Source organism: Meridianimarinicoccus roseus, from assembly GCF_003172915.1.
Classification (GTDB): domain Bacteria; phylum Pseudomonadota; class Alphaproteobacteria; order Rhodobacterales; family Rhodobacteraceae; genus Meridianimarinicoccus; species Meridianimarinicoccus roseus.
Genome location: NZ_QGKU01000028.1, coordinates 1 through 23,892 on the forward strand (window position 1 = coordinate 1; position 23,892 = coordinate 23,892).

General features: G+C 61.7%; 25 protein-coding genes and 2 pseudogenes. 14 read left to right on the top strand and 13 right to left on the bottom strand.

What is annotated here, in order from left to right:
- Nucleotides 1-948 (top strand): annotated as a pseudogene (locus tag DKT77_RS06820) (IS481 family transposase); the annotation flags it as partial.
- On the opposite strand, the gene hemN reads toward DKT77_RS06820, so the two are convergent.
- Nucleotides 945-2,300 carry an oxygen-independent coproporphyrinogen III oxidase gene (gene hemN, locus DKT77_RS06825; protein ID WP_109810972.1) on the bottom strand — a complete coding sequence of 452 codons (1,356 nt, stop codon included), beginning with the start codon at nt 2,298-2,300 and terminating at the stop codon, nt 945-947. The pseudogene DKT77_RS06820 and the gene hemN sit on opposite strands and share 4 nt — an antisense overlap.
- Before the next feature lie 278 nt (nt 2,301-2,578).
- Between hemN and napE the strand changes: the two genes are divergently transcribed.
- The 6 genes from napE to DKT77_RS06855 all read left to right on the top strand — a co-directional run bounded on the left by napE (nt 2,579) and on the right by DKT77_RS06855 (nt 7,171).
- A complete protein-coding gene (napE, locus tag DKT77_RS06830) occupies nt 2,579-2,770 on the top strand; it encodes a periplasmic nitrate reductase, NapE protein (protein WP_109810973.1) in 192 nt (63 codons plus the stop codon).
- A 90-nt stretch (nt 2,771-2,860) separates the two neighbouring features.
- On the top strand, nt 2,861-3,268 hold the full coding sequence (locus tag DKT77_RS21495) for a 4Fe-4S binding protein (RefSeq protein ID WP_109810974.1): 408 nt from the start codon (nt 2,861-2,863) through the stop codon (nt 3,266-3,268).
- Complete coding sequence (locus DKT77_RS06840; protein WP_109810975.1) at nt 3,261-3,530, top strand: chaperone NapD; 270 nt, start codon at nt 3,261-3,263, stop codon at nt 3,528-3,530. Before DKT77_RS21495 ends, DKT77_RS06840 begins: the two co-directional genes overlap by 8 nt.
- Entirely contained in the window at nt 3,515-6,022 is a 2,508-nt protein-coding gene (gene napA / locus DKT77_RS06845; protein ID WP_109810976.1) for a periplasmic nitrate reductase subunit alpha, read from the top strand. Before DKT77_RS06840 ends, napA begins: the two co-directional genes overlap by 16 nt.
- On the top strand, nt 6,022-6,480 hold the full coding sequence (locus DKT77_RS06850; RefSeq protein WP_109810977.1) for a nitrate reductase cytochrome c-type subunit: 459 nt from the start codon (nt 6,022-6,024) through the stop codon (nt 6,478-6,480). The genes napA and DKT77_RS06850 overlap by 1 nt, the downstream gene beginning before the upstream one ends.
- 1 nt (nt 6,481) lies before the next feature.
- Nucleotides 6,482-7,171: a NapC/NirT family cytochrome c gene (locus DKT77_RS06855; protein WP_109810978.1), complete on the top strand. Its 690-nt coding sequence runs from the start codon at nt 6,482-6,484 to the stop codon at nt 7,169-7,171.
- A 115-nt stretch (nt 7,172-7,286) separates the two neighbouring features.
- On the opposite strand, the gene DKT77_RS06860 is transcribed toward DKT77_RS06855, so the two are convergent.
- From DKT77_RS06860 to DKT77_RS06900, 9 genes are read right to left on the bottom strand one after another with little or no spacing between them, the layout of a single operon-like run.
- The gene (locus tag DKT77_RS06860; protein ID WP_109810979.1) at nt 7,287-7,955 is read right to left on the bottom strand and encodes an NnrU family protein; all 669 of its coding nucleotides are present in this window, start codon (nt 7,953-7,955) and stop codon (nt 7,287-7,289) included.
- Nucleotide 7,956: 1 nt separating this feature from the next.
- Complete coding sequence (locus DKT77_RS06865) at nt 7,957-9,144, bottom strand: NnrS family protein (protein ID WP_109810980.1); 1,188 nt, start codon at nt 9,142-9,144, stop codon at nt 7,957-7,959.
- Nucleotides 9,144-9,398 (bottom strand): DUF6522 family protein, encoded by a 255-nt coding sequence (locus DKT77_RS06870; protein ID WP_109810981.1) that lies wholly within the window; start codon nt 9,396-9,398, stop codon nt 9,144-9,146. The genes DKT77_RS06865 and DKT77_RS06870 overlap by 1 nt, the downstream gene beginning before the upstream one ends.
- Nucleotides 9,395-9,634: an NnrT protein gene (locus DKT77_RS06875; protein ID WP_109810982.1), complete on the bottom strand. Its 240-nt coding sequence runs from the start codon at nt 9,632-9,634 to the stop codon at nt 9,395-9,397. The genes DKT77_RS06870 and DKT77_RS06875 overlap by 4 nt, the downstream gene beginning before the upstream one ends.
- Nucleotides 9,631-9,807 (bottom strand): protein NnrT, encoded by a 177-nt coding sequence (locus DKT77_RS06880; RefSeq protein WP_109810983.1) that lies wholly within the window; start codon nt 9,805-9,807, stop codon nt 9,631-9,633. The genes DKT77_RS06875 and DKT77_RS06880 overlap by 4 nt, the downstream gene beginning before the upstream one ends.
- A gap of 1 nt (nt 9,808) precedes the next feature.
- Nucleotides 9,809-11,698, bottom strand: coding sequence for a nitric oxide reductase activation protein NorD (locus tag DKT77_RS06885; RefSeq protein ID WP_109810984.1), 1,890 nt, complete (start codon nt 11,696-11,698; stop codon nt 9,809-9,811).
- Between the two features lie 5 nt (nt 11,699-11,703).
- The gene (locus DKT77_RS06890) at nt 11,704-12,498 is read right to left on the bottom strand and encodes a CbbQ/NirQ/NorQ/GpvN family protein (RefSeq protein WP_109810985.1); all 795 of its coding nucleotides are present in this window, start codon (nt 12,496-12,498) and stop codon (nt 11,704-11,706) included.
- 3 nt (nt 12,499-12,501) lie between these two features.
- Entirely contained in the window at nt 12,502-13,851 is a 1,350-nt protein-coding gene (locus DKT77_RS06895) for a cbb3-type cytochrome c oxidase subunit I (protein ID WP_109810986.1), read from the bottom strand.
- 12 nt (nt 13,852-13,863) lie between these two features.
- Nucleotides 13,864-14,316: a c-type cytochrome gene (locus DKT77_RS06900; protein WP_109810987.1), complete on the bottom strand. Its 453-nt coding sequence runs from the start codon at nt 14,314-14,316 to the stop codon at nt 13,864-13,866.
- Nucleotides 14,317-14,435: 119 nt separating this feature from the next.
- Between DKT77_RS06900 and DKT77_RS06905 the strand changes: the two genes are divergently transcribed.
- Nucleotides 14,436-14,648 (top strand): DUF1858 domain-containing protein, encoded by a 213-nt coding sequence (locus DKT77_RS06905; RefSeq protein ID WP_109810988.1) that lies wholly within the window; start codon nt 14,436-14,438, stop codon nt 14,646-14,648.
- Between the two features lie 6 nt (nt 14,649-14,654).
- On the opposite strand, the gene DKT77_RS06910 is transcribed toward DKT77_RS06905, so the two are convergent.
- Entirely contained in the window at nt 14,655-15,344 is a 690-nt protein-coding gene (locus DKT77_RS06910) for a Crp/Fnr family transcriptional regulator (RefSeq protein WP_109811000.1), read from the bottom strand.
- Between the two features lie 172 nt (nt 15,345-15,516).
- On the opposite strand from DKT77_RS06910, the gene DKT77_RS06915 reads away from it, so the two are divergent.
- The 4 genes and pseudogenes from DKT77_RS06915 to DKT77_RS06930 form a co-directional block, all read left to right on the top strand.
- A complete protein-coding gene (locus tag DKT77_RS06915) occupies nt 15,517-15,948 on the top strand; it encodes a pseudoazurin (RefSeq protein ID WP_109810989.1) in 432 nt (143 codons plus the stop codon).
- Nucleotides 15,949-15,998: 50 nt separating this feature from the next.
- Complete coding sequence (gene nirK / locus DKT77_RS06920; RefSeq protein ID WP_109810990.1) at nt 15,999-17,216, top strand: copper-containing nitrite reductase; 1,218 nt, start codon at nt 15,999-16,001, stop codon at nt 17,214-17,216.
- A gap of 17 nt (nt 17,217-17,233) precedes the next feature.
- Nucleotides 17,234-17,995 (top strand): formylglycine-generating enzyme family protein, encoded by a 762-nt coding sequence (locus DKT77_RS06925; protein WP_238547727.1) that lies wholly within the window; start codon nt 17,234-17,236, stop codon nt 17,993-17,995.
- 83 nt (nt 17,996-18,078) lie between these two features.
- Nucleotides 18,079-18,180, top strand: a pseudogene (locus DKT77_RS06930) (transposase); the annotation flags it as partial.
- 1,095 nt (nt 18,181-19,275) lie between these two features.
- Here DKT77_RS06930 and DKT77_RS06940 read toward each other — a convergent pair.
- Both DKT77_RS06940 and DKT77_RS06945 read right to left on the bottom strand, forming a co-directional pair.
- A complete protein-coding gene (locus tag DKT77_RS06940; RefSeq protein WP_109811002.1) occupies nt 19,276-20,208 on the bottom strand; it encodes an IS5 family transposase in 933 nt (310 codons plus the stop codon).
- Between the two features lie 137 nt (nt 20,209-20,345).
- Nucleotides 20,346-21,026 (bottom strand): thermonuclease family protein, encoded by a 681-nt coding sequence (locus DKT77_RS06945; protein ID WP_109811003.1) that lies wholly within the window; start codon nt 21,024-21,026, stop codon nt 20,346-20,348.
- Between the two features lie 244 nt (nt 21,027-21,270).
- On the opposite strand from DKT77_RS06945, the gene DKT77_RS06950 reads away from it, so the two are divergent.
- Both DKT77_RS06950 and DKT77_RS06955 read left to right on the top strand, forming a co-directional pair.
- Complete coding sequence (locus tag DKT77_RS06950; RefSeq protein ID WP_238547728.1) at nt 21,271-21,678, top strand: thermonuclease family protein; 408 nt, start codon at nt 21,271-21,273, stop codon at nt 21,676-21,678.
- A gap of 132 nt (nt 21,679-21,810) precedes the next feature.
- On the top strand, nt 21,811-23,517 hold the full coding sequence (locus DKT77_RS06955; protein WP_109810992.1) for a class I SAM-dependent methyltransferase: 1,707 nt from the start codon (nt 21,811-21,813) through the stop codon (nt 23,515-23,517).
- Nucleotides 23,518-23,892 lie beyond the last annotated feature (375 nt).

The window sequence follows — 23,892 nt, forward strand, 5'->3', positions numbered from 1 at the left end:
CGTCATGGCAGCGCCACGACCACGCACGCCGTCAGAGCTGCGATACAGCGATCGCAAGCTTCGCTCTCGGAGCTAAGCCGAGAGTTCGGGAGCAACCCCAAGACGGTGGCGAAGTGGCGTAAGCGGGCGACGGTCGAGGATCTCAAAACTGGCCCAAGAGAGCCGCGCTCGACGGTCCTGACCGAACCGGAAGAGGCGATGATCGTCGCTTTTCGGCGTCACACGCTGCTGCCGCTCGACGACTGCCTCTATGCCCTTCAGCCGTCGATCCCGCACCTGACGCGCTCGGCACTGCATCGATGCCTGCAAAGACATGGCACCTCGCGCCTGCCAGACGTCGAGGGCGACAAGCCGAAGCGGCAGAAGTTCAAACGCTACCCGATCGGGTTCTTTCACATCGACATCGCCGAAGTGCAGACCGCCGAGGGCAAGCTCTATCTCTTCGTCGGTATCGACCGCACCGGCAAGTTCGCAGTGACCCGGCTCGTCGAGAAAGCCGACAGGCGCACCGCTTGGGAGTTCCTGCAGCACATGCTCGAGGCCGTGCCCTAGCATGTCCACACGGTCCCAACCGACAATGGCATTCAGTTCGCAGATCAGCCTGGGAACCGGACCACGATCCTCTCTCGGCCGATGCGTTTTGACAGGATCTGCGAAGCGAACGGCATCGAGCACCGGCTGACCAAGCCCAACCATCCATGGACCAACGGCCAGGTCGAAAGGACGAACCGGACGATCAAGGACGCAACGGTCAAGCGATACCACTACGACAGCCACGATCAGTTGCGCACGCACCTTGCCGACGTCATGGCAGCTTGCAACCACGCCCGACGGCTCTAAACACTCGGCGGCCTCACGCCCTACGAATACATCTGCAAGATCTGGACCTCAGAGCCGGATCGCTTCATCCTCGACCCAATCCACCGGATGCCGGGACTGAACACCTAGCACGCGCGTGAGTATCGCACACCTTCTGGCACATGTTGATCCAGGTCCGATGCTATGACGCGGGTCAAAGCTCGGCCCTCCGGTGCAATTTCAATGCGCTTTCCGGCCAGCTTCGTGAACGGCGTGAAGCGTGTTGTCATCTCTTTCAGGATAGGCAAAAGCGTCACTGCGCATGGACCGAATTCCCGGTGCAAATCGTCGAGATCAAGAGCGAACGTACACATCAGGTGCTCTATCGCGCGTGCGCGCAGATGATCTTCATCGGTCATCTGGTATCCACGAGAACCAGGAAAGACACCTTCTGCGATCCGTTGCTTGTAGGCAGCAGTTGCGGGCGCGTTCTGAACGTACCCGTCAGGGAAGCGAGAGATCGATGATGCGCCAAGTCCGATGAGCGTCTGACAGGAATCGGCGGTGTATCCTTGAAAGTTGCGTCGCAATAGTCCTGCATGGAGCGCTTTCGTCAGGTTATCCTCGGGGCCTGAGAAATGGTCGATTCCGATAGCGGTAAGGCCTGCCTCGACAAACCGTGCCCCGGCACGCCTGGAGAGATTGTAGCGCGACAGATCACCCGGAAGGGCGTCTTCATCGATCAGTTTTTGCCGTTTGGAAACCCAGGGTACGTGCGCGTAACCGAAGAGCGCGACGCGATCGGGCGCAAAGGTCAAAACCTTGTCGATCGTGTCATCGATACGCTCGAGGTTCTGATGCGGCAAGCCGTAGACCAGATCAGTGTTGAGAGAGTTGATGCCAGCCGCGCGCAGGTCGCTGACACAAACCTGCGTGACATCGAAGGGCTGCAGACGGCCGATGGCCTTTTGCACTTCCGGATCGAAGTCCTGAATGCCGATTGAGGCACGGCTCATACCTTCGGATGCGAGGGCGTCAATCTTTTCCCGGTCCACCATCGTCGGGTCGATCTCAACCGAGAATTCCAGCGCGTCGGTGGGGGGAAATACCCTGTATATCGCTCTAGCCAGGCGGTGGGTCATTTCGGGAGGCAAGATTGTAGGTGTTCCGCCGCCCCAGTGGAGGTTGCCCATTTTCAAGCCGTCGGGCAGCCTCGTGCGCACCAGCTCGAGTTCCGCCTCAAGGGTTTCAATATAGCTTTCCACCGGGCTGAGGGTCTTAGTGCCTTGCGTATGACAGGCACAAAACCAGCACAGTCGCTCGCAAAAGGGGATGTGGACATAGACCGATACGGGGTCTCGCGGATCCAGCGTTTCGAGTGCGCGGCTCTGAAAGGATGCGCCTGTGTCGGGCGTGAAGACCGCCGCCGTGGGATACGATGTGTAACGCGGTACACGCGTATTGAAAAGGCCAAGTGCCTTGAGTGCTTCTGTGTGTTCCATGTCGCCTTCTTAAACGACCGGATGCAAGGCTCTTTGACGCAAGACAAACTTCAGACCCCCATTCGGGGCCATTGGGCGGCCATCTCGCGAATTGTTTGGGGCATAGGTGCCCCCGTGGCCGCCAGTCCCCCTGATGTGCGCTTGCCGGTGAACCACTTGTCGGGGCCGGGCTTTCGTGTTGCGGGCAGACAAGTGTTGAATTTTTCATCACTCTTTTGCTATGATTGCCTTAGGCTGCAGCATTTACCTGAACCTGACGCGCAGCCGGGAAGGATGCGATGTCTGATCGACAAGCAACCGGACTTGGTTCCACGTCGCGCGAACCGCGGCGACGCAGGGAACTGACATGTTTCCTGATCCTGGCCTTCGGCATTTGGCCCGTTGTGGCCGTTGGCGCCGTTGGCGGATACGGGTTCCTTGTTTGGATGTACCAGCTTATGGCCGGTCCGCCGGGGCCAGCGGGGCACTGAGCGCCCGTGGCGGCAGCGACCACCATATCCCGCCGCGACCTGCTGTGCGGTCGCCCTCAATCTGGGTCTTTCCTGGCACGGCCGCCGGGCGTGACACGGCGGTCGCTGGCCGCCTGCACATCCTGCGGCGCCTGTGCCGAGGCGTGCCCCGAGACGATTCTCGAGATTGCCGCAAATGGCGTAGCGCTCAAACCAGAGGTCGGGGAATGCACCTTCTGCGGTGCCTGTGCCGACGCCTGCCCGGAAAATGTCTTTGCCGACAACTGGACCATGGCGCATGTCATGCGCATTTCCGACGATTGCCTGGCAAAGGCCGGGATCGCCTGCATGACCTGCCGAGATGTCTGCCCCGAAAGCGCCATTTCCATGCGCCCAAGGATCGGCGTGCCCTTCCTGCCTGAGCTCGATACCGGAAGGTGTACGGGCTGCGCGGCCTGCTCGGCGGCCTGTCCGGCGGAAGCCATTCACCCCGTCGAAAAGGAACCTGAAAATGTCTGACCCTCGCTGGCACGTATCCTCTGCCGTAGTGACCTTCGCCGAGGGCGCCAGCCAGGAGGTGCGCCGTTTGGTCGAGACGATCGACGGGGTGGAGCTGCACGGCGGCGACGAGACGCGCCTGATCTTAACGATCGAGGGAACGAGCACTGGACAGCTCGGTGACAAGCTCACCGAGATCAACCTGATGGAAGGCGTTCTGGCGGCCAACATGGTCTTCGAGCACGCCGAGGAACCGGAGGAGACGACATGCCACTCGACCTGACCCGACGCCAGTTGCTCAAGGCACACGCCGCCGCGCTCGCGGCCTCTGCGGCAGGTATCCCGCATGAAGCGCTTGCTCAACCGGTTCCCGGCGGTGTCGACACGCTGAGGATTAAATGGTCCAAAGCGCCCTGCCGCTTCTGTGGCACCGGTTGCGGCGTGATGGTGGGTGTAAAGGAAGGCAAGGTCGTCGCCACTCATGGCGACATGCAGCACGAGGTAAATCGGGGCCTGAACTGCGTGAAGGGCTACTTCCTGTCCAAGATCATGTATGGCGAGGATCGGTTGACGACACCGCTCATGCGCAAGCGAAACGGACAGTTCGATAAGGATGGCGAATTCGAGCCGGTCAGCTGGGACGAGGCCTTCGATGTCATGGCAGCCCGGGTCAAGAAGCAGCTTGCCGAGAAAGGGCCGGAGAGTATCGGCATGTTCGGCTCGGGCCAGTGGACGGTGATGGAGGGTTATGCCGCCTCTAAGCTCATGAGAGCCGGTTTCCGCTCGAACAACCTGGATCCGAATGCGCGTCATTGCATGGCTTCAGCGGCAGTCGCTTTCATGCGCACCTTCGGCATCGATGAACCGATGGGGTGCTACGACGATTTTGAACACGCCGACGCCTTCGTGCTGTGGGGGTCAAATATGGCGGAAATGCACCCGATCCTTTGGACTCGGCTTGCTGACCGGCGACTCGGCACGCCCGGCGTGAAATGCGCCGTGCTGTCGACCTTCACGCACCGCTCGATGGACCTTGCCGACATTCCGATGGTGTTCAAGCCCGGCACCGATCTTGCGATACTCAACTACATCGCTAACCACATCATTCAGACCGGCCGTGTGGACGAGAAGTTCGTCACCGACCACACGACCTTCATGAAAGGCGCGACGGATATCGGATACGGCCTGCGCGACGACCACCCGTTGCAACTGGCAGCCGAGGGGGCGGGCAATGCCGGGCTTATGGAGCCATCCGATTTCGAAGCGTTCAAGGCGCATGTCGCCGAGTACACGCTGGACTATGTCAGCCAACTTTCTGGAGTGGAGCCCGGCTTTCTCGAAGAACTCGCGGAACTCTACGCCGACCCGGACATCAAGGTGATGTCGCTCTGGACGATGGGTTTCAACCAGCATGTCCGCGGGGTCTGGGCGAACCAGATGGTGTACAACATCCACCTGCTGACTGGGAAAATCTCCGAACCCGGCAACTCGCCCTTCTCGCTGACCGGGCAGCCCTCGGCCTGTGGCACGGCGCGCGAGGTGGGCACCTTCGCGCACCGGTTGCCTGCCGACATGGTGGTGACAAACCCCGAGCATGTGCACCATGCCGAGGAAATCTGGAAACTGCCCCACGGCCTTCTGAACACCAAGCCCGGTTTCCACGCTGTACAGCAGGACCGGATGCTCAAGGACGGGGTGCTGAATTTCTATTGGGTCCAGGTAAACAACAACCTGCAGGCCGCACCGAATTCGCAGAACGAGACCTACCAGGGCTATCGCAACCCCGACAACATGATCGTTGTGTCGGACGCCTATCCGACCGTGACGGCAATGGCGGCCGACATCATTCTGCCGGCGGCCATGTGGGTCGAGAAGGAGGGCGTCTACGGCAATGCCGAGCGGCGCACCCACGCATGGCACCAGCTCGTCGACGCGCCGGGAGAGGCACGTTCGGACCTTTGGCAGTTGGCGGAATTCTCCAAGCGTTTCACCACCGACGAGGTATGGCCCGAGGACATTCTGGAAGCCAATCCCGAATATCGCGGTCGGACGATCTTCGACGTGGTTTTTGCCAATGGGCAGGTCGACGCCTACCCACTCGATGACATGCCCGAGCAGTACGCCAACCACGAGGCGCAGGATTTCGGCTTCTACATCCAGAAAGGACTGTTCGAGGAATACGCCGCCTTCGGGCGCGGTCACGGTCACGACCTAGCCCCTTATGACACCTATCAGAGCGACGAGGTGCGGGGATTGCGATGGCCCGTCGTGAACGGGAAAGAAACGAAATGGCGGTTCCGCGAGGGGTACGATCCATACGTGACCGAAGGCGCCGACGTAGAGTTTTACGGCAAACCTGACGGGCGGGCCGTGATCCTTTCGGTTCCCTACGAGCCGCCGGCAGAAAGCCCGGATGATGCGTTCGACATGTGGCTGGTGACCGGCCGCGTGCTGGAACACTGGCATTCCGGGTCCATGACGATGCGGGTACCGGAACTCTACAAGGCCTTCCCAGGGGCCAAGGTGTTCATGAACGCCATAGACGCGCGCGAACGCGGTCTGAACCAGGGAATGGAGGTGCGGATCGTCTCGCGACGCGGCGAAATCCGCAGCCGGGTCGAAACCCGCGGCCGCAACCGGATGCCCTCGGGCGTGATCTTCGTGCCATGGTTCGACGCCAGCCAGCTTATCAACAAGGTGACTCTGGACGCTACCGACCCGATCTCGAAACAGACGGACTTCAAGAAATGCGCCGTACGCGTGGAGCCGGTATAATGACCCAGTTTCGCCTGACCGCCATCTTCGCCGCGTGTCTGGCCGGAAGCTTTGTTCTCGCGCAAAGCGTGCCGGAACTCTCTGGCCCCTTTCCCAACCCGATGGAGCCTGTTCCAGCCGAACCGCTGGAACGCTTTGTAACCGATGACGTGCGACAGATGCGCGCCTATCCAGAACAGCCGCCAGTGATCCCACATTCGATCGAAGGGTATCAGCTTTCGGTCAATGCCAACCGCTGCATGTCCTGCCACAGGCGCGAACATACCGAAGGCTCGGGTGCGCCAATGATCTCGATCACCCATTACATGAGCCGCCAAGGGCAGATGCTTGCCGACGTGTCGCCGCGCCGGTATTTCTGCACGCAGTGCCACGTGCCGCAAGCCGACACGGCCCCCCTGATCGAGAATACGTTCACGGACATGTCCGAGCTTGGTGCCATCGGCGCCGGGAGCGAGTGACATGCGCTGGATCCTGAAGCCTTTCCGCTGGTTCTGGCAGGTCTTGTGGACGCCGGCCGGAACGCTCGGCCTCGGTTTCCTGACGCTGGGCGGCTTCATCGGTGGGGTGGTGTTCTGGGGTGCCTTCAACACGGCATTGGAGTTCACCAATACAGAGGAATTCTGCATTTCGTGCCACGAGATGGAGGCCAACGTTTATGAGGAACTATCGCGCACCGTGCACTTCTCGAACCGTTCGGGTGTGCGGGCGGGCTGTCCGGACTGCCACGTGCCGCATGACTGGACCGACAAGATCGCCCGCAAGATGCAGGCCTCCAAAGAGGTTTGGGGCCATGTTTTCGGTACGATCAGCACGCGCGAAAAGTTCCTCAACCATCGGCTTGTCATGGCCAAGCGGGAATGGTCGCGGCTGCAGGCCAATGACAGTCTCGAATGTCGAAACTGCCATACGGAAATGGCCATGGACCTCAGCCGTCAGTCGCCGCGGGCGGCGGAGATCCATACCAAATACCTGCTATCGGGCGACCGCACCTGCATCGACTGCCACAAGGGCATTGCCCACGAGCTGCCCGACATGACCGGCATTGATCCAGGTTGGACGGTGCCCGAGGAACTTCAGGGCGAAAAGCAGCCCGGCCTTGACGACGCTCATGAAATCCAGAGCTTCCTGAACGATGCCGCATCCAAGTGATGGGTACTGCAATCCCGCGGTTGACCGAAAAACGACTGAACCAGGAACCGCAAGGGTGCCGCCGGCACAAGAAAGAGGTGTTTTCGGCAGAGTGGTCTGCTTGCCGAATCTCAGGTCACAAGGCGGACACTCCGATCAAGTAGGGGTGCGCAAGTAGCAGAGTAGCGAAGGCCGCCAAACCTGTCAGCAGCTTGAGGAAGAGGATCCGCCAGGAACCCGGCGCGTAAAACGGCGGAGCAGCTTTGCGGGCCGTGTCGAGCGCGTCCCATCGCGACGCGCCGAGTAACCGCCGTTTGCGCCGATCGATCAGTGTCCGGCCAGCCAAGGCGAAGCTGCCCAGCACACCGAACAGGATGACATGCGCAAGGTTCCCGTTCGGCAAAAGGTGCACCCCTGCCCAGATCGCCAGTGCCAGCAAAACGGGATGCCGCGTCCAGCGCACGATGCCGGGCTGAGTTGGATCGAACCTGTCGTTCCGCACCCCACCGAAGCAAAACGGGTTCGGCCGCCCTATGCTCAGTGCGAGTATGAGGCAGACCGCCAGCATCCCCAGATGGGCCGCATGGCGATACCATTCCATCTGCGGCCAGAGTTGGACATAGGGTGCCTCGCCCGCCGACCAGATCAGCAATGCCAGCATCCCGAGCGATAGGAGCGAATAGGCCACCCCGAACCCGCGTAAGCCGATTGTGCCCACAAGGCGGGACTTGACAGCAGGGCGCACGGGGATTGAGTGCGTCAGGAAAAAGACTGCGAAGACGGCCGCAAATCCAGTCCATCCCATACTACTTCTCCGGTTTGGGACGCAGGAGCGATGGGCCGTAGGCGTGCACGAACCCGGCGAAGGCCGCCAGCCAGAGCGCCCCGGCAATATGCGTGAGTTCCAGATGGAGGGACGCCCAGAACCGGGCGAGAACTGATCCGAAAAGGCAGAGGTAGATCGCCACGGTCGCCCGGTTCGCGGTCAGTGGCTGGCCGGTGTGGCCAAGGCTCGCCCGGGTCATCACGGCAAGGGTCATCGCGCCGATGGCCCCGGCCATCCAGAGGTGCTGCGCCCCGGCAGTACCCGGATTGCCCATGATCTGATCGAAGCCAAGCGCGAAGGCACCCAACGGAATAAACAGGTATGCGGCATGCAGCACCCATACCAGAGGTTCGCGCAGCGTGTGGTGGGGTTGCCAACGGGCCTGCCGGACTAGGTGCAGACCGCCGAAAAGGATCAGCGCCATGCCGGTCCGGATATCGATTGGCCGGACGACCCAGAGGATCAGGATGGCGAGGCTGGCCAGCAGCACTGCCGTATCAAAGCGCTGCATCGGCGGCGCGGGCCGCGCAGGATCGTTTTCTTTGGCCAGCCAGTTACGGGTGAAAGATGGGATGATCCGCCCACCGATAACCGCGATCATCATGATGCCGGTCGCAAGGCCAAGGCGCAGACCGATCCCTTGCGCAGCATAAGCCCCGCTCAACGCTTCAATATGGAAGATGCCGTTGGCGAGTGTAAAGAGGGCCGACAGACCCAGCACGATCAGGTTGCGCCAGTTCCTGCCCGCCACGATTTCGCGCAGGATCAGGCCGCCCAGAACCAGAGGGAAAGCCAGATCGACGGCAGGCGCGACCGCCGCAGGCAAGTGGCCCGAAATAAGCACCGCCACGCGCCCTGCAACCCAGAGTGCAAAGAGCGCCGCCAGCGGCCAGCCTACCATCGGCAAGCGTCCCGTCCAGTTCGGCACCGCCGTCAGCAGGAACCCTGCCAGAACCGCACCGAGATAGCCGAACAAGAACTCGTGTGCGTGCCAGGACACCGGGTCGAAGCGCGTAGGCAGCGAAAGAGCGCCTGACAAGGCGGGCAACCACAGAAGCATTGCCAACGCAACCCAGAGCGCACCGAAGAAAAAGAAGGGCCGGAAGCCGAAGCTAAAGAGCGCTGGCCCCTTCCACGCCCGCATCTGTTCTGCCGATGTCTTTGCCATCAGCTTTGTCCTGCTTTGGTGCGCAGTGTCTTGAGCACCGTCCCGTCTGCGGAACAGGTCAGCCTAACGCGAATGTCATCATGAAAGAAGCTGAGCCGCATCTTTCCGGCGTCCTCGCCCTCGCCGGTTTCCAGCCGCGTCGTGATCCGGCCGACGCGCAACCTTTCCCTTACCTCTTCGGGCGTCAGGTTCAGAAGGCCTCCGAGATCGGTCGCGTCGATGGTGGGTTGGCCGGTTCGCATGTCGATCCTCATGACGCCTCCCTTCCGTCGGCCACGTCCATCAGGTGACGAATATGCCGGGCGAAGTACCACGTCGCGGGTGCCCCGATAAGACAGCCCAGTCCCAGTGACCAGGCCGTCGAGGCGACCGGCCCGTCGATCCAACTCAAGACCAGCGAGGCGAAAAAGACGTTCACCGCCGCGGCGCCGACCCCGAACGGGTAGAGCGCCAGCGCGATGTACTCGGTGGACCAGCCCTGCCGGGTCATCGCCGGGCCACGAGCTTATGGACCGCAACCATCGACGCGATCAGCGCGATGCAGGCCATCGCGTACCAGAATTCGGCGGTGGCCGACTGGGCCTGCGGGATCGGCCGGTCAAAGCCTTCGGCAAGCGCTGGCGAAGACACGAGAGTGGCGATGGTGAAGATCAGTCTGTGCATGTCAGGACTCCAATGTCAGGGTTCGGTAGATGTCCGGCAAGGCTCGGGTCAGGCGTTCGGGATGGGGCAGAAGGGTGAAGCCGCCGCGCCCGAAGATGCGCGCGAACCAGTCCTGCCCATCCTCGTCGATAATAATGCCGTGCAAGCTCTGCCCGGCATTGCGGGCCTCCCGCACGGCCATATGGCTGTCCTCGATGCCGTGCTGGCCTTCGTAGTGGTCGAGGTCATTGGGCTTGCCATCGGTCAGCACGATCAGCAGCTTGCGGGCGCTTGGCTGATCGGCAAGTTGTGCACTGGCATGGCGGATCGCGGCGCCGAGGCGCGTGTAATGGCCGGGGGAAAGCGCACCGATATTGGCGGTGATGTCCGCGGACATGGGGACGTCGAATTCCTTGCAGCACGTCAGAAACACCCGGTCCCGGCGCAGGGACGAGAAGCCCCAGATGCCCAGCCGGTCGCCCGCCGCGTCGATCCCCCCGGCCAGCGCCGCCATCGCTTCGCGCGCGACCTCGATCACCGAAGTGTCGCCGATGGCGGCCTCGGTGGAACGAGATGTGTCGATCAGGAAGGCCACGGAGAGGTCACGCTCGGTCTGGCGCGCCGATTGCCAGATGCGGTCCGAACCGCGTCCCGTAGCGGCCAGGTCGGCGCGGGCGGTCAGCAGGGCGTCGAGGTCCAACTCGGACCCATCCACCTGGCGCGGTTGCAGGATCCGGCGCGGGCGCAGCGCCTCGAACTGGCGGCGAACCTCTCGCATGCGGCGGGCATTGGGCACGAAGGGCATACCCCCGGAACGCGCAGGCGCTTCCAGCACGCGGCAGTGACCCGGCATGTAGCTGCGGCTTCGGTGATTCCACTCGGGATAGGTGTGTTCTCCGGCCAGTGCTTCGTGCTCGGCATCGGTCGGCGACAGGTCGAGATGCAGGCGCAGGCGGGTCGCGGCCTTGCGGTTCTGTTTCGACAGGGTGATCCGGTCCTGGTCGTCGGCGGCTTTCTGGGCGTTCTCGTCGTCATCGTCATCGACACTGCGGTTGATGTTCATCGACTCGACCCAGGACAGGATCGACTCGAACCGATGAATGATGAAGCTGTCTTTGCGGTTCTGCTGATCCTGATCCCTGCGCTCCCCGAGTTTGCGGCTGGTATAGGCGGCATTGGGTGGTGGGGCTGCTGGATCGGCCTCTTCGTCCCCCGCTGCGGAGCCCGAGCCGGGGTTGGCAAATCGTAGCCAGATAGGCACGGGGGCCGCCGGCATGTAACCGCGCGTGACTGGTGCTGGCGTGAGCGCGGTCTTGGGCGCGGCGCCGCAGAGCTGGTCCAGAATGGCGTTTTCCATTGCCGCCTCGTGCGCGGGGCGCAGGACCTCCGGACGCGTCTGGCTACAGATCCGGGCCATCTGCGCGTAGCTTTGCCGCAATCCGGGACAGGCGGCATAGGCCGCGTCCGCCGCCGCCATGTTGGCGCGGATCCGGGCACAGTCGAGGGCGGAACCGTCCACCGCGAAATCGAAGGTCGCAATGTCCGAGCACGCCGCCAGCGCCGTCAGCCAGAAATAGGCGGCGCGGTTCAGGCCCCGTTCGGGGAAGGTGGCGAGGAAGGGCGGCAGGGCCAACCGTTCACCGTCGAACCGGGCGAGCCATTCATGATCCCGCTCGGCCCCAAGCTTGCGGCGCAAAGGCAGACGGTGGCGCACCAATGTCGCGGCGGACTCGGAAAGTTCCACTCCCGGCGCGCCCCCAAGCGATCTGAAAAGCACGGCAAGGCTGGGGCGGACCGAGGCAAGCGTGACGCTCGCCTCGGGGTAACTGACCTCCGCGCCGATCCTGCTGGCCACGTCGTGCCAGAGGTTGCCGACGGTCTCTTCCGGTTCCATCAGATCGAGAAGATGCATCGCGTTTACCCGTAGATCGTTTCGACCAAGTCACGCAGCGCCTGCTGCACGTCCGGTTCGTCGCTGAGAGGTTCGATGATGGCGGCCTCCAACGCTTGAATGACGCCCAACCCGTTCTCCATCAGCGTGGCGGCATAGATCAGCAGGCGGGTCGAAACGCCCTCTTCCAGATCCATGCCAGACAGCCTCCGGATATGCCCGGCCAGCCGGACCAACGGCGCTATGCGCCCCGGATCCAGTCGGCTTTCGGCCGCGACAACGGCGATCTCAGTTTCGGCATCGGGGAAATCGAATGAGATCGACAGAAACCGCTGCCGGGTGGATGGTTTCAGCCGTTTGAGCACATTCTGGTAGCCTGGGTTATAGGATGCCACGAGCATGAAACCCGCAGGCGCCGCCAGTTCCTCGCCCGTTCGGTCGATCATCAGGGTGCGCCGCGTGTCCGTCAGCGGGTGCAGGACCACTGTGACATCCTTGCGCGCCTCGACAACTTCATCAAGGTAACAGATCCCACCCTCGCGCACGGCGCGGGTCAAGGGACCGTCGACCCAGACGGTTTCGCCGCCCTTGAGCAGGTAGCGCCCGATCAGGTCGGCCGCCGACAGGTCATCGTGGCAAGCGACGGTGTAGAGCGGCTTGCCCAGCCGAGCCGCCATGTGCTCGACAAAGCGGGTCTTGCCGCAGCCGGTCGGCCCCTTCAGGAGAAGGGGCAAACCGTTGTCGCAGGCCGTCTCGAACAGTTCGCATTCGCGACCCGTAGGCTGGTAGAAGGGCAAGGTAGGCTTGTTTTGCATGTTCATCGCTCACTCTCCCGGAACAGGGTTGGCGGGGCCGGGGGCGATGACCTCTCTCCGACGCACGACTAGCATCGAGTAGATGAAGAGAAGAGCCCCGATCACCACCGCTGCCCCTGCGCCGAAACGCATCAGGTAGAAGATCGACAGGCTGTCCTGCACGTCCATGTAGTAGTCGCCCACCACGCGCTGCATATGCGTTTGGATGGTGCCGGCGAAGGTTAGCACGAAGGTCATGAACGCCATTCCCCCGGTCATCAGCCAGAAGCTCGCCATGTTGAGTACCTGGTTGTAGGGTTCGCGCTGGCGCAGCATCGGCATCGCATAGGTGAAGACCGCGAGGTTCAGGGCCACGTAGGCGCCATAGAAAGCAAGGTGGCCGTGGGCTGCGGTGATCTGTGTCCCATGGCTGTAGAAGTTGACCCCGTGCAGCGTGTGCAGGAAGCCCCATACCCCTGCACCGAAGAACGCGACGGTGGAGGATCCCAACGACCACAGAAGGGCGGCCTTGTTCGGGTGGTTCTTGCGGCCCTTCCACACCATGACGAAGGCGAAGGACATCATTAGGAAGAAGGGGATCACCTCGAAGGTCGAAAAGATCGAGCCGACCCACTGCCAGTAGCCCGGCAGGCCGATCCAGTAGAAGTGGTGCCCAGTGCCGAGGATGCCGGAGAAGAGCGCCGTGGCAACGATGACGTAGAGCCACTTTTCTACCACTTCGCGGTCGACGCCGGTCAACTTGAGCAGCAGGAACGCCAGGATCGCGGCCATAACCAACTCCCAGGTTGCTTCGACCCACAAGTGGACGACGAACCACCAGTACATCTTGTCGAGGCTCAGGTTGTCAGGGTTGATGAAGGCGAAAACCCAGAGCAGCGACAGCAGCCACAGGCCCAAGAGCAACACGTTGGTGATCGCGGTCCTCCTGCCCGACAGCACGGTCATGGAGATGTTGAACAGGAAGATCAGTGCGGCGACGAGAATGCCGAACTTGACCCAAAGGGGCTGTTCGAGGAACTCGCGCCCGCCGTGGATGCCCACGAGGTAGGAGCCCACCGCACCCAGCGTGCCCACCAACAGGATGATGAGCTGAAGATAGGCGAGTTTCGTTGACCAGATCTCGCGCTCCGATTCTTCGGGGACAAGGAAATAAGCCGCCGCGAAAAAGCCCAGCAGAAGCCAGACGATCAGTGCGTTGGTGTGGATCATCCGGATCACGTTGAAGGGCAGCAGATCCGACAGGAAGTTGGGCGAGACGTAGATCCAACCCGCCAGCAGCCCGCCCAGCACCTGGATGCCGAATAGGGCCATCGCGGCCAGAATGTACCAGTACGCCACTTTCTGAGATTGATATTTCATAGCTTCGCCTCCTTAACCGGCGTCATTGGGCGGCCAGCCCTGAGTGTCCGTTTGATCGGCCCACCGCAGAAATTCCGCGAGGCCGCGAATGTCCTCGTCGGTCAGTTCGTAGCGGGGCATCTGGCGGCGCCCTTCGATGCCGCTCGGTTGGCTTTCGATCCAGCCCTTCAACATCCAAAACGCGTCATCCGGGCTGTCCTGTACGCCCCAGCGGGTCGTGACGTTGCCCAGCTCCGGCGCAAAATAGGCGCCTTCGCCGTGCAAGCTGTGGCAGTTGATGCAGGAATTTTTCTCCCAGACGTGCTTTCCGTGAACGACCTCTTCGTTGAGAGGCATTCCGGCGGTCGAGGTCCGCACCACGTAGCGATGCGAGTGGACGGTCATCATCACGAAGACCACGACGAAGAAGATCGAGCCCCCGTAGAAGATGTTTCGCGCCCGAGATTTCGTGAGAATTTCAGCCATGTTCGGCCTCCTTGAAAGCGGGATGCCCCGTCGTAGCCGCAACCCCGAGGCCGAAGTTTGTGCCAGCGCAAAGTTTGGCCCGATTGGTCGGCTAAGGTGATTTGTGAAAGGAGACTCTCATGGCTCGCCTGCGTTTGGACGACCCCGATCTGCCTCTAGCTGACCTGATGACGGCATGGCCGCGAACGATCCCGGTCTTCGTGCGGCACAAGATGCTTTGCGTCGGTTGTCTTGTCAGCCCGTTTCACACCGTGACCGACGCGTGTGCCGAGTATGACCTCAACGAAGAAACTTTCCTTGCGGAGCTCAGACAGGCGGCGGATCAGGGATGACGGCCGTCACTTTTGGCTGAGAATGACCAGCGCGTGCGGGTCGCGCACGACGATGCGCTTGCGGCGGCTCTCCACAAGACCCTGCTTCTCCCATCCGCTGAGAAGGCGGCTGACGGTGTGCAGCGTGGTCGCGGTCAGTTCAGATAGATCCTGTCGCGTGATCGGGAAGTCGATTTCGATACCGCTTTCGACCTTGCGGCCCGTCTGATTGACTAGGCGCAAAAGCGCGTTCGCGACACGCTGTTCGACTTGTTGGGTGGCCATTTCCACGATCTTGTTCTGCACCTCGCCGAGCCGGTGGCCGAGCATCTTGTAGCTTTCGGTAGAAAAGCCATCGTATTCCACGATGAAGCTGTTCCACAGGTGCATCGGCCAGCTGAGTGCAAGTGCGTCCGACGCTGTCATCGCGGTTGCGGGATAGGTATCGCGTCCAATAGCACGGGCGATACCGATCAGTTGGCCCGGAGGGATGTGCAGCGCTGTGACTTGCTCGCCGGTGGGAGTAATCCGCACGACCCGGACATAGCCGTCGAGAAGCATGAAGAAACGCTCTGCCGGGTGTCCTTCCTGAAAGACCGCCACGCCCCTGTCGTATCGGCGTGACGACGCCTGATCGAGAATCCTGCGTATCTGCCGTTTCTCAAGGCGCGAAAACGGAGGGAGGTGCGTCAACAGGCTCTCGTCGAGTCGCGGCAGGGTCTTTCGTGCGGGCAAAGCCTCCATGTCGAGGGGTGTGCCACATTCCGGGGGCCCAGACCAACACGAGATTTGCAGGTCTTCGCTCGGAAGTTTGTTCCAGCGCAAAAACGCCCGGCGCGGCCACGATATCTTTCAGTCAACCGAAAAAGCGATCTGAAAGGAAGAACCGATGATCCACACACTGGCAACCGGTCTGGCACTCGCGGTCCTGATGGGCGGCGCTGCCTTTGCCGAAACATTCGAAGTCAAGATGCTCAACATGGGCGCCGATGGCGAGCGCATGGTCTTCGAGCCAGCCTTTGTTCAGGCCGTACCCGGCGACACGATCAAATTCATTGCCGCCGACAAGGGCCACAACGCTGAGACCGTCGGCGATATGATCCCCGGGGGAGCCGAGGGCTTCAAGGGCAAGATCAACGAAGAGATCGTGGTTACCCTGGACACCGAGGGCGTCTACGCCGTGGCCTGCAAGCCGCACTACGCCATGGGCATGGTGATGACCATTGCCGTTGGAAACGTCGAGGTGCCTGACGGCTTTCTTGAAGGCCGTGTGCCGAAAAAAGCCAAGGCCCGCTTCGAAGAGCAACTCAGAAACATGTGATGCAGCGGTGCGCCGGTATCTCCGCCGCACCCATTTCCCAGGAGGAAAGAATGCCCAAGTTTATCAATCCAGGCCTGACGAAAACCAGCCGTCGCAACGTGTTGCGCGGAACGATGCTGGTCGGCGCCGCGGCCATGGCCGGAGCGAGCGCAACCGCCGCCCGCCGCCCGCAGCAGCCGCTGAAGGCCGACGCGATATCGCGCAACCTGCACAAGGCAGCCGCCACACAGGTTGCGGACAGCACCGCGAAACCAGCCGATCTGTCAGGTTACACTCGCGTCAAACAGGAACTCGTCGCGCCGCCCTTTGCCCCGCGACACGAGCAGATCGCCACGGGAGGTCCCAAGATCATCGAGATCACCATGGTTACCGAAGAACGCCTGATAGTCGTGGACGAAGACACTGGTGCTAGCGTTTGGGCATTGACTTATAATGGCTCTGTTCCCGGTCCGTTGATCATCTGCCACGAAGGCGACATGGTCGAGCTTACCCTGCGCAACCCCGCCGCGTCGATGATGGAGCACAACATCGACTTCCACGCTTCCACGGGTGCCTTGGGCGGAGGCGGCCTGACCCATGTCTACCCCGGCGAGGAATGCGTGCTGCGCTGGAAGGCCACAAAACCGGGCTGCTTCACTTATCACTGTGCGCCGGGTGGTGCGATGATTCCGTATCACGTGGCCCACGGCATGAACGGCGCAGTCATGGTGTTGCCACGAGACGGACTAAAGGACGCGCAGGGCAATCCGCTACGCTATGACAGCATCGCCTACATCGGGGAACAGGACTACTATCTGCCAACCGACGAGAACGGTGACTACAAAACGTACGGCGCCGCTGGCGACGACTACGCCGATAGTCTTGAGGCGATGCGCTCGCTCGTGCCGACGCACCAGGTGTTCAACGGCGCTGTCGGAGCCCTTACCGGAGAGCGTGCGCTCAAGGCCAAGGTCGGTGAGACCGTCCTGATGATCCATAACTCCTGTAACGTGGACAGTCGCCCGCACCTGATCGGCGGGCATGGAAACTATGTCTGGGAAAGCTCCTTCACCGATGCTCCCCTGACCGGGATGGAGACATGGTTCGTCCGCGGCGGCAGCGCGGCAGCGGCGATGTACACCTTCGAGCAGCCTGGGGTCTACGCCTACGTGAACCACAACCTGATCATCGGCGCGATGCTGGGCGGAACCGCGCATTTCGTGGTCGAGGGCGACTGGGACAACACCCTGATGGAACAGGTCGTGGAACCGCGCCCCTTCGAAAGCTAAGTTGGAGGAGCTGACTGATGACTGCCGCGAAGACATTGAAGCCCGGCCTGAAGGTCTCCCTTCTTCTGGTTGCGCTGCTGGTCTCCGCGGCGGTGCTTCTCGGCACCGCGCTGCCCCCGCGCGGCGCAGGGCATGATCCGGGTCCGTTCTTGGAAATGGCCCCACACCCGGTCACGCTGTCTGGTGGAGCACAGCTGTATGTCCAAAGGTACGAGGTCAGCGTGTCTGAATGGAACCTTTGCCACGAAATGGGAGGCTGCACCATGCAACTGCGGGTGCGGCCAGACCAGGACCCTAAGGTAACTCCTGCAACCGGCCTGAGCTATGTCGATGTCAGCGAATACCTTGCCTGGACCAATAACACGACCGGCGCAGCTTTTCGCCTGCCGACTGTAAACGAGTGGACCCAGATGGCGGCGTCCGTTCTGCCGGATCAAGCCGACCCGATTTTCACCGATCCTTCTCTCACTTGGGCGTCGGCATATCTGACCGAGGGCCTGGCTCCGCGCGCGCTCAAGGCCCGGGGAAGTTTCTCGACCTCTCCCGAAGGCATTGCCGACCTTGATGGCAGCGTATGGGAGTGGACGCAGGAATGCTTTTCCGGCGCATCGGATGACACCGATCCGGCCCGGTGCCCAGCCTTTTACGTAGCAGGCGAACATGTCGCCGCAATGTCCTACCTCATCCGCGACCCCGCTCGCGGCGGATGCGCCGTCGGCTCACCACCGGCACATCTCGGCATGCGTCTCGTGAGCGAAAAGCCTTTTGGAGCATGGTGATTTGGTCTGGTCTTGACCCCTGAAACTGGTCCGTTCTGACCGCGAATTTTCGGGCACACTTCGGAAGCGAGAGGAGTGCCCAGATGCCGAAGAAACGATTCACTGATGAGCGGGTGGCGTTCGCGCTGAGGCAGGCGGAAGCCGGCACGAGCGTTGGCGAGATCTGCCGGAAGATGGGCGTGGCAGGTCACTGGCAAGTTTCGCAGTTGCAGCATTGACGCGGTCGTGGCTCACGGCACACAGCCGACGTTCACGAGGATCACCAACGCCGCAGCGCGGCTTTCCCGAACCGGTCATTCAAGGCACCGTGCAGCACGCCTAGGCAGGCCGAGGTCAGCAGTGCGGGACCGAAGCCGACTTCCGACGATCGGCGGCTTTCGGTGCGGGACAGAAACGGTCCTTTTCGCCGGTGACAGAAACGCATGAGTTCTGACGCAGGCCGTGGTCCACAGCTTCCCGCGTTCGTCGGGCTTTGTCTGCGAAGAAGTTGCCAATGCATTTAGCATCAGGGAGTATGTTCATCATGGCTAGGATGTTCGAGGTCAGACAGCGCTTGCGACGCGCGTTCCTTCGGGAAACGACGCCGGACATGCGGGCGCTTCTCGGTATCCGCAGGCGAATCTATGAAATGGCTCTTTTCTCAGTCCTGTCCATACTCTTTGCAGCTTCCATCTCGTGGGGCACAGGGGACTGGACTTGGGTAGCTCGTGCGGGATCGATCCCAATCGTTTTTGGAGTGCTGTTGCTTCTCCAAGACCTTGCCTTGATTGAGATGCTTAAGTCCGGAGTTCCGCAGTCCACGATATCACGCAGCGTCGCTCCTGGGGTGAAGGAACTGAAAGATGAGGAGGTCCGCACACTGATCGACGCCACCCGAGTTCTCCGGCGGCGCGCCGAAGTCGGCTTTCTCATATCTGGCACGCTGATCAGCTCTTGGGGTGACCTGCCAGGACTGCTAACCACACCGCAGTAGCCGCCATTTTTGGGGCGGCCACATGCATTCCGAGATTGGCAGCTTAAACATCTCATTGCTAGATCGGCCAAAAGCCGCCCTCGAAGACGTGTAGGCCGAGCTTGCTCCGTGAGCGATGCGCAAGCCACTTCCAGAGACCGCCTCATCGAATTGCATCTGCCGGACAAAAACCTCTTGACACAACTTGATCTCCTAAAACGGTCCTTTCTGCCCTGGTCACAAGCCCCATGCAAAACCAACGGCCGAGGCGGGTGGCGTTGTTGCATTACACTCGCCTGAGGCGTGACTGCCCCTTACCCCGCTGACGTCATTCCACGCGGATGATCTCGGCGGTGCCGAGGGCGTTGAAGCGGTTCATGAGGGCTGTGCGGATGTGGATTTCGGCGGTCTGGCGGTCGGGGTCTCTTGCCATGATGCGCTCGCCGAAGGATTTCAGCCCCCGCATCTTCGCCTCGATGCGGCTGCGGGCGTGGTATCCCGTCCAGCGTTTCCAGAAGGCTCTGCCGTAATGCCGGGTGGCGCGCAGGGTTTCGTTTCTGGCCCGTGCCGCCGGGCAATCGTCTTTCCATAGCCGCCCATTCCTGCGGATCGGGATGATCGGGGTGGCGTCACGGGCGGTGATGGCCTTGTGGCAGCGGCGCGTGTCATAGGCACCATCGGCGGTCACCGTGCCGATCTGCTCATCGGCCGGGATCTGCCCGAGCAGGTCCGGCAGCACGGGGCTGTCGCCGTCGCGGCTGGGGGTGAACTCCACGGCCCGGATGTCGGATGTGGCCGGGTCCATCGCCAGATGCACCTTGCGCCACTGGCGGCGGCGCTGCACGCCGTGCTTGCGGGCTTGCCATTCGCCGTCGCCGAGGAACTTGATGCCGGTGCTGTCCACCAGCAGGTTCAGCGGCCCGTCGGCGCGGCGATAGGGGATCTGCACGGCCAGTGTCTTCTGCCTGCGACACAGGGTGGAAAAGTCGGGCACCGGCCAGTCCAGCCCCGCCATTCGCAGCAGGCTTGCCACCATCCCGGCGGTCTGGCGCAGCGGCAGTTTGAACAGGACCTTGATCGACAGGCAAAACTGCACGGCCGCATCGGAAAAGATCGGCGGGCGTCCTGGCCGTCCGTCACGCGGCGCCAGCCAGGTCATCTTCCTGTCGACCCAGATCAGCAGGGACCCCCGCTTGCGCAGCGATGCGTTGTAGCTGGACCAGTTCATGGTGCGATAGCGGGCGGGTGATGGCTTGCTCATGAGGGTCATCTAACGGCATGGATTCACGAAGTGAATCCTTGGTCGTCAGACTTTTGCAACAACGCCGCTTGGGATGACCGAGGGTGCATAAGGGTTTCCAGTTCGCAGCTGATCTAGATGCGTGACATCGTCGAATTTCACCTCGAGCGCGCCGCCCGCCATCCTGCGGAGACGGCCTCTGCCTCGTCGCAGAAGTATCGCTCGCCCTTTTCAGTATTGATCTTCGTGCGCGCATACCAGGGCGACCACGGCGTGTGATAGATGCGCTCCCCCTTTGAATTGATGTTACCCTTGATCGGACAGCCGGGACGCGGAGAGCTTGCGGCCGCGCGCTCCCAACGGTTTGCGCGGTAGACCCAGGGCGCCGTGGGCTCGGACCCTTCTCGCCAAATCCCGAGGCCGGCTTTGCGGGCGGCCTGCTCAGATACCGCGAAGGTATTCGAGTATCGGATGAACGCCCAGGCGAGCCCAGCGTCAACGAGGGCTTCGTTCAGATTGACCCCGTCAGCGTAGCAAGTGCTGATCATCCGCCCGTACTGGTCGGCATCCTCGACCTCGCACTCTGTGACCTGACCGGTGACAAGTTCCTCCAAGAGACCCGTCGCCGCCTCGTCGCATCGCCAAGGTCGACCGGTGGCCCGCTCACACGCCTGGCCCGCCTCCGGCGCATCGATGCCGGAAAGACGCACGGTCGTCACGCCGATCTTCAGGGTATCACCATCGATGACCTCCGCCACGCCGGTAAGACGCGCTGCACTTGCTGGCGCGACGCTCATCGAAAGGGCAGCGGCCAGGATGGCAGTCTGGTAAACTTTCATGGACCCCATAGACACTCGCAAGTTGCGAAACGAAGTTCTTCCGGTCGATCAATTGTTAGCGCATTGCTGCCGCAGAAAGCCAGACCGGAGCCATAGGGCTGCGCGGAAGAGCTTTGAGTGAAGGCGCCTTCCGGTTTCGCGCGACCAGATCGACGCTGGCGCTGGCCCTTGGCACGACGCCATGTCATTGGGACACATGCGATACTGTTCGAGTTTCAGAAGCATCCGCGCGGGGAGCAGCTTGATGCTGAGGCTCATGGTTTTTCTTTGCCTTGCCGCGGACTCCGCCTTTGCCAGTCGCATCATCGAGGGAAGGGTTTCTACGGTGCGTGATGTCGATACGATCGTGGTTGCCGGAACCCCTGTTCGGCTCAACGGCGTCGACGGGCCCGAGACCTCGACCCGGATCGGGCGTGATGCCCGTACGTTCATGACCCGCCTTCTGCGCGGCAAAACCGTGACCTGTCAATTGAACGGAGAACGGACATATGATCGTTGGGTCGGGGTCTGCTTTCTAGATGGCACGGATATCGGTGCGATCGCGATAGCCAACGGCCATGCGCTTGACTGTCGCCGGTATTCGGGAGGGCGGTATCGCAACCTCGAGACACCCGCCGCCAGATCACGGATCCAACGCGCGCAGTATTGTTGATCGTGGAAATCCCTGATCACAATTCGGCGGAACTCGCTGGAGTTCAGGCGGTATTGCAAAACCGCTGGGGCCATTGCCACATGGATTTCGGGATTGATCGTGCACCAACGGCCAAGGCGAGGCACCGGTCTGATGAATGATGCCTATGAAGGGGATAACGGACGGGCACTTGCAGATAAGTACCAGGCGGTGCCGTCGGAGAACCTTTACAAGGACGTTCTGGACTGCTTTCCGACAGCGCCGTCTGCCATCCTTGATATCGGGGCAGGCTCTGGCCGTGACGCCGCATGGCTGGCTGAAAAGGGCCACGACGTCCTGGCTGTCGAGCCCTCCGCCACCATGCGCGAGGCGGGCCAACGTCAGCATCCCGATGCGCGCATCACATGGCTTGCCGAACAGCTTCCGGGGCTGGAGGCGGTCCTTCGTTTCGGCGCGTCGTTCGATCTGATCCTGCTTTCTGCTGTCTGGCAGCACGTGGCGCCGACAGATCGGGTCCGGGCGTTTCGCAAGGTGGTCGGCCTGCTCAAGCCCGGTGGCTCCCTGATAGTCTCGCTTCGGCTGGGACCTCCGGATCGGTCGAGAGGTATGCATTCGGTATCGGTCGACGAGGTGGCTCACCTTGCCCGCGCACAAGGCATTGTGCTGCTGCGTGAGGTACGGGCGGAGGACCAGCTGGGTCGCCCGGACATCACCTGGGCCACCCTCGTTCTCAAGCTTCCCGATGACGGCACCGGTGCACTTCCGCTTTTGCGGCATGTCATCCTGAACGATCAGAAGTCGTCGACCTATAAGCTTGGACTTTTGCGGGCATTGGCGCGCGCCGCGGATAGCGCCCAGGGGCTCGCACGGATCACCGACGAGGAAACAGTTGAACTGCCGCTTGGGTTGATCGCGTTGAACTGGGTACGCCTCTACAAGCCGCTCATTGATGCTGGCCTTCCGCAGACGCCGGGGAACCGAGGAACTGAAGGCTTGGGTTTTGTAGGTGAGACATGGAGCGGGATCCGCGAGATTGCCGCTATCGAACTTCGCGTCGGCGCGAGCTTCGCCGAGCTGCGTGCAAAGGCATTGCACGGCGTGCTCCGCGATGCCGCGACCACGATCACGAGAATGCCCGCGACGTTCATGACCTATCCGGGATCGTCCGAACCAATCCTGCCAACGCGCCGCGGCAGGACTGCGCGTTCCGGCTCAGCGGCTCGGCTGGACGCGTCGTACCTCTGGTCGTTCGGCGAGATGCGCGTGCCACTGCATCTGTGGCGCGCCCTTGCCCGGTTCGATGCCTGGATCGAGCCCGCGCTCATTGCGGAATGGACCCGCGTCATGGAAGGCTACGCCATGCGGCAGGGGCGACGTATAGACCCCGGTCTGGTCGCAGCTGCAATGGCGTGGCATGACCCCGGTCGGAATGTCAGCTTCGCACGACGGCGCGCGCTCCAGTTGGTTGAAACGGGAGATCTGAAATGCGTCTGGACGGGGCAGAGCCTCAGACGAAATAATATCGACATTGATCACTGCTTTCCGTTCTCGGCCTGGCCATGCGAAGATCTCTGGAACCTCCTTCCAAGCAGCCCATCGGTGAACCGACACGGCAAGCGCGCCAGGCTGCCGTCAGCCGACACGCTCGAACGCAGCGCAGAGCTCATACAGTCCTGGTGGTCTGAGGCTTGGCTAGCAGCGCCCACGACGGCAGAACGGTTTCTTGTGGAGGCACGGGCATCGTTGCCGGTCGGTACAACAGGAGACGAACTGACGGCAGTCTTCGCTGGCCTACAGGCACGCCGCTTCGCAATCCGCGCCGATCATCAAGTTGCAGAGTGGAGATCATCGTCAGCTTGACGAACTCCAGCCAGCGCCGAGCCTATCCATGCTATCGGTAGCGAACACATAGAAAAAGTGGAACGTCTAACGTACTTGGCGTGGCCAGGGTGCAAGAAGTCGAAGAACTGTTGGGAACCTCTCCAGGATAACCGAGCCACCCGACGTAGGGCGCAACGGGCGGATTGTGTTGAATAAGTCGGTTGTTTTGGTGCGCTCGTCTCTCCAGCAACGCTAGGTCGTTCAGGCCTCGGCCCGTTCGTCCGCCCTAAAGCGGCTATCTTGTCGTTCAGCTCATGCTGCGGCCCCCTGCATCGCGCATTGAGGGCGTAGCTTCGCGAGTTTTGTAAGCGGCGTCTGGCAGGCACCTTCTGCTGAGGGCCGCGATCTGGGACT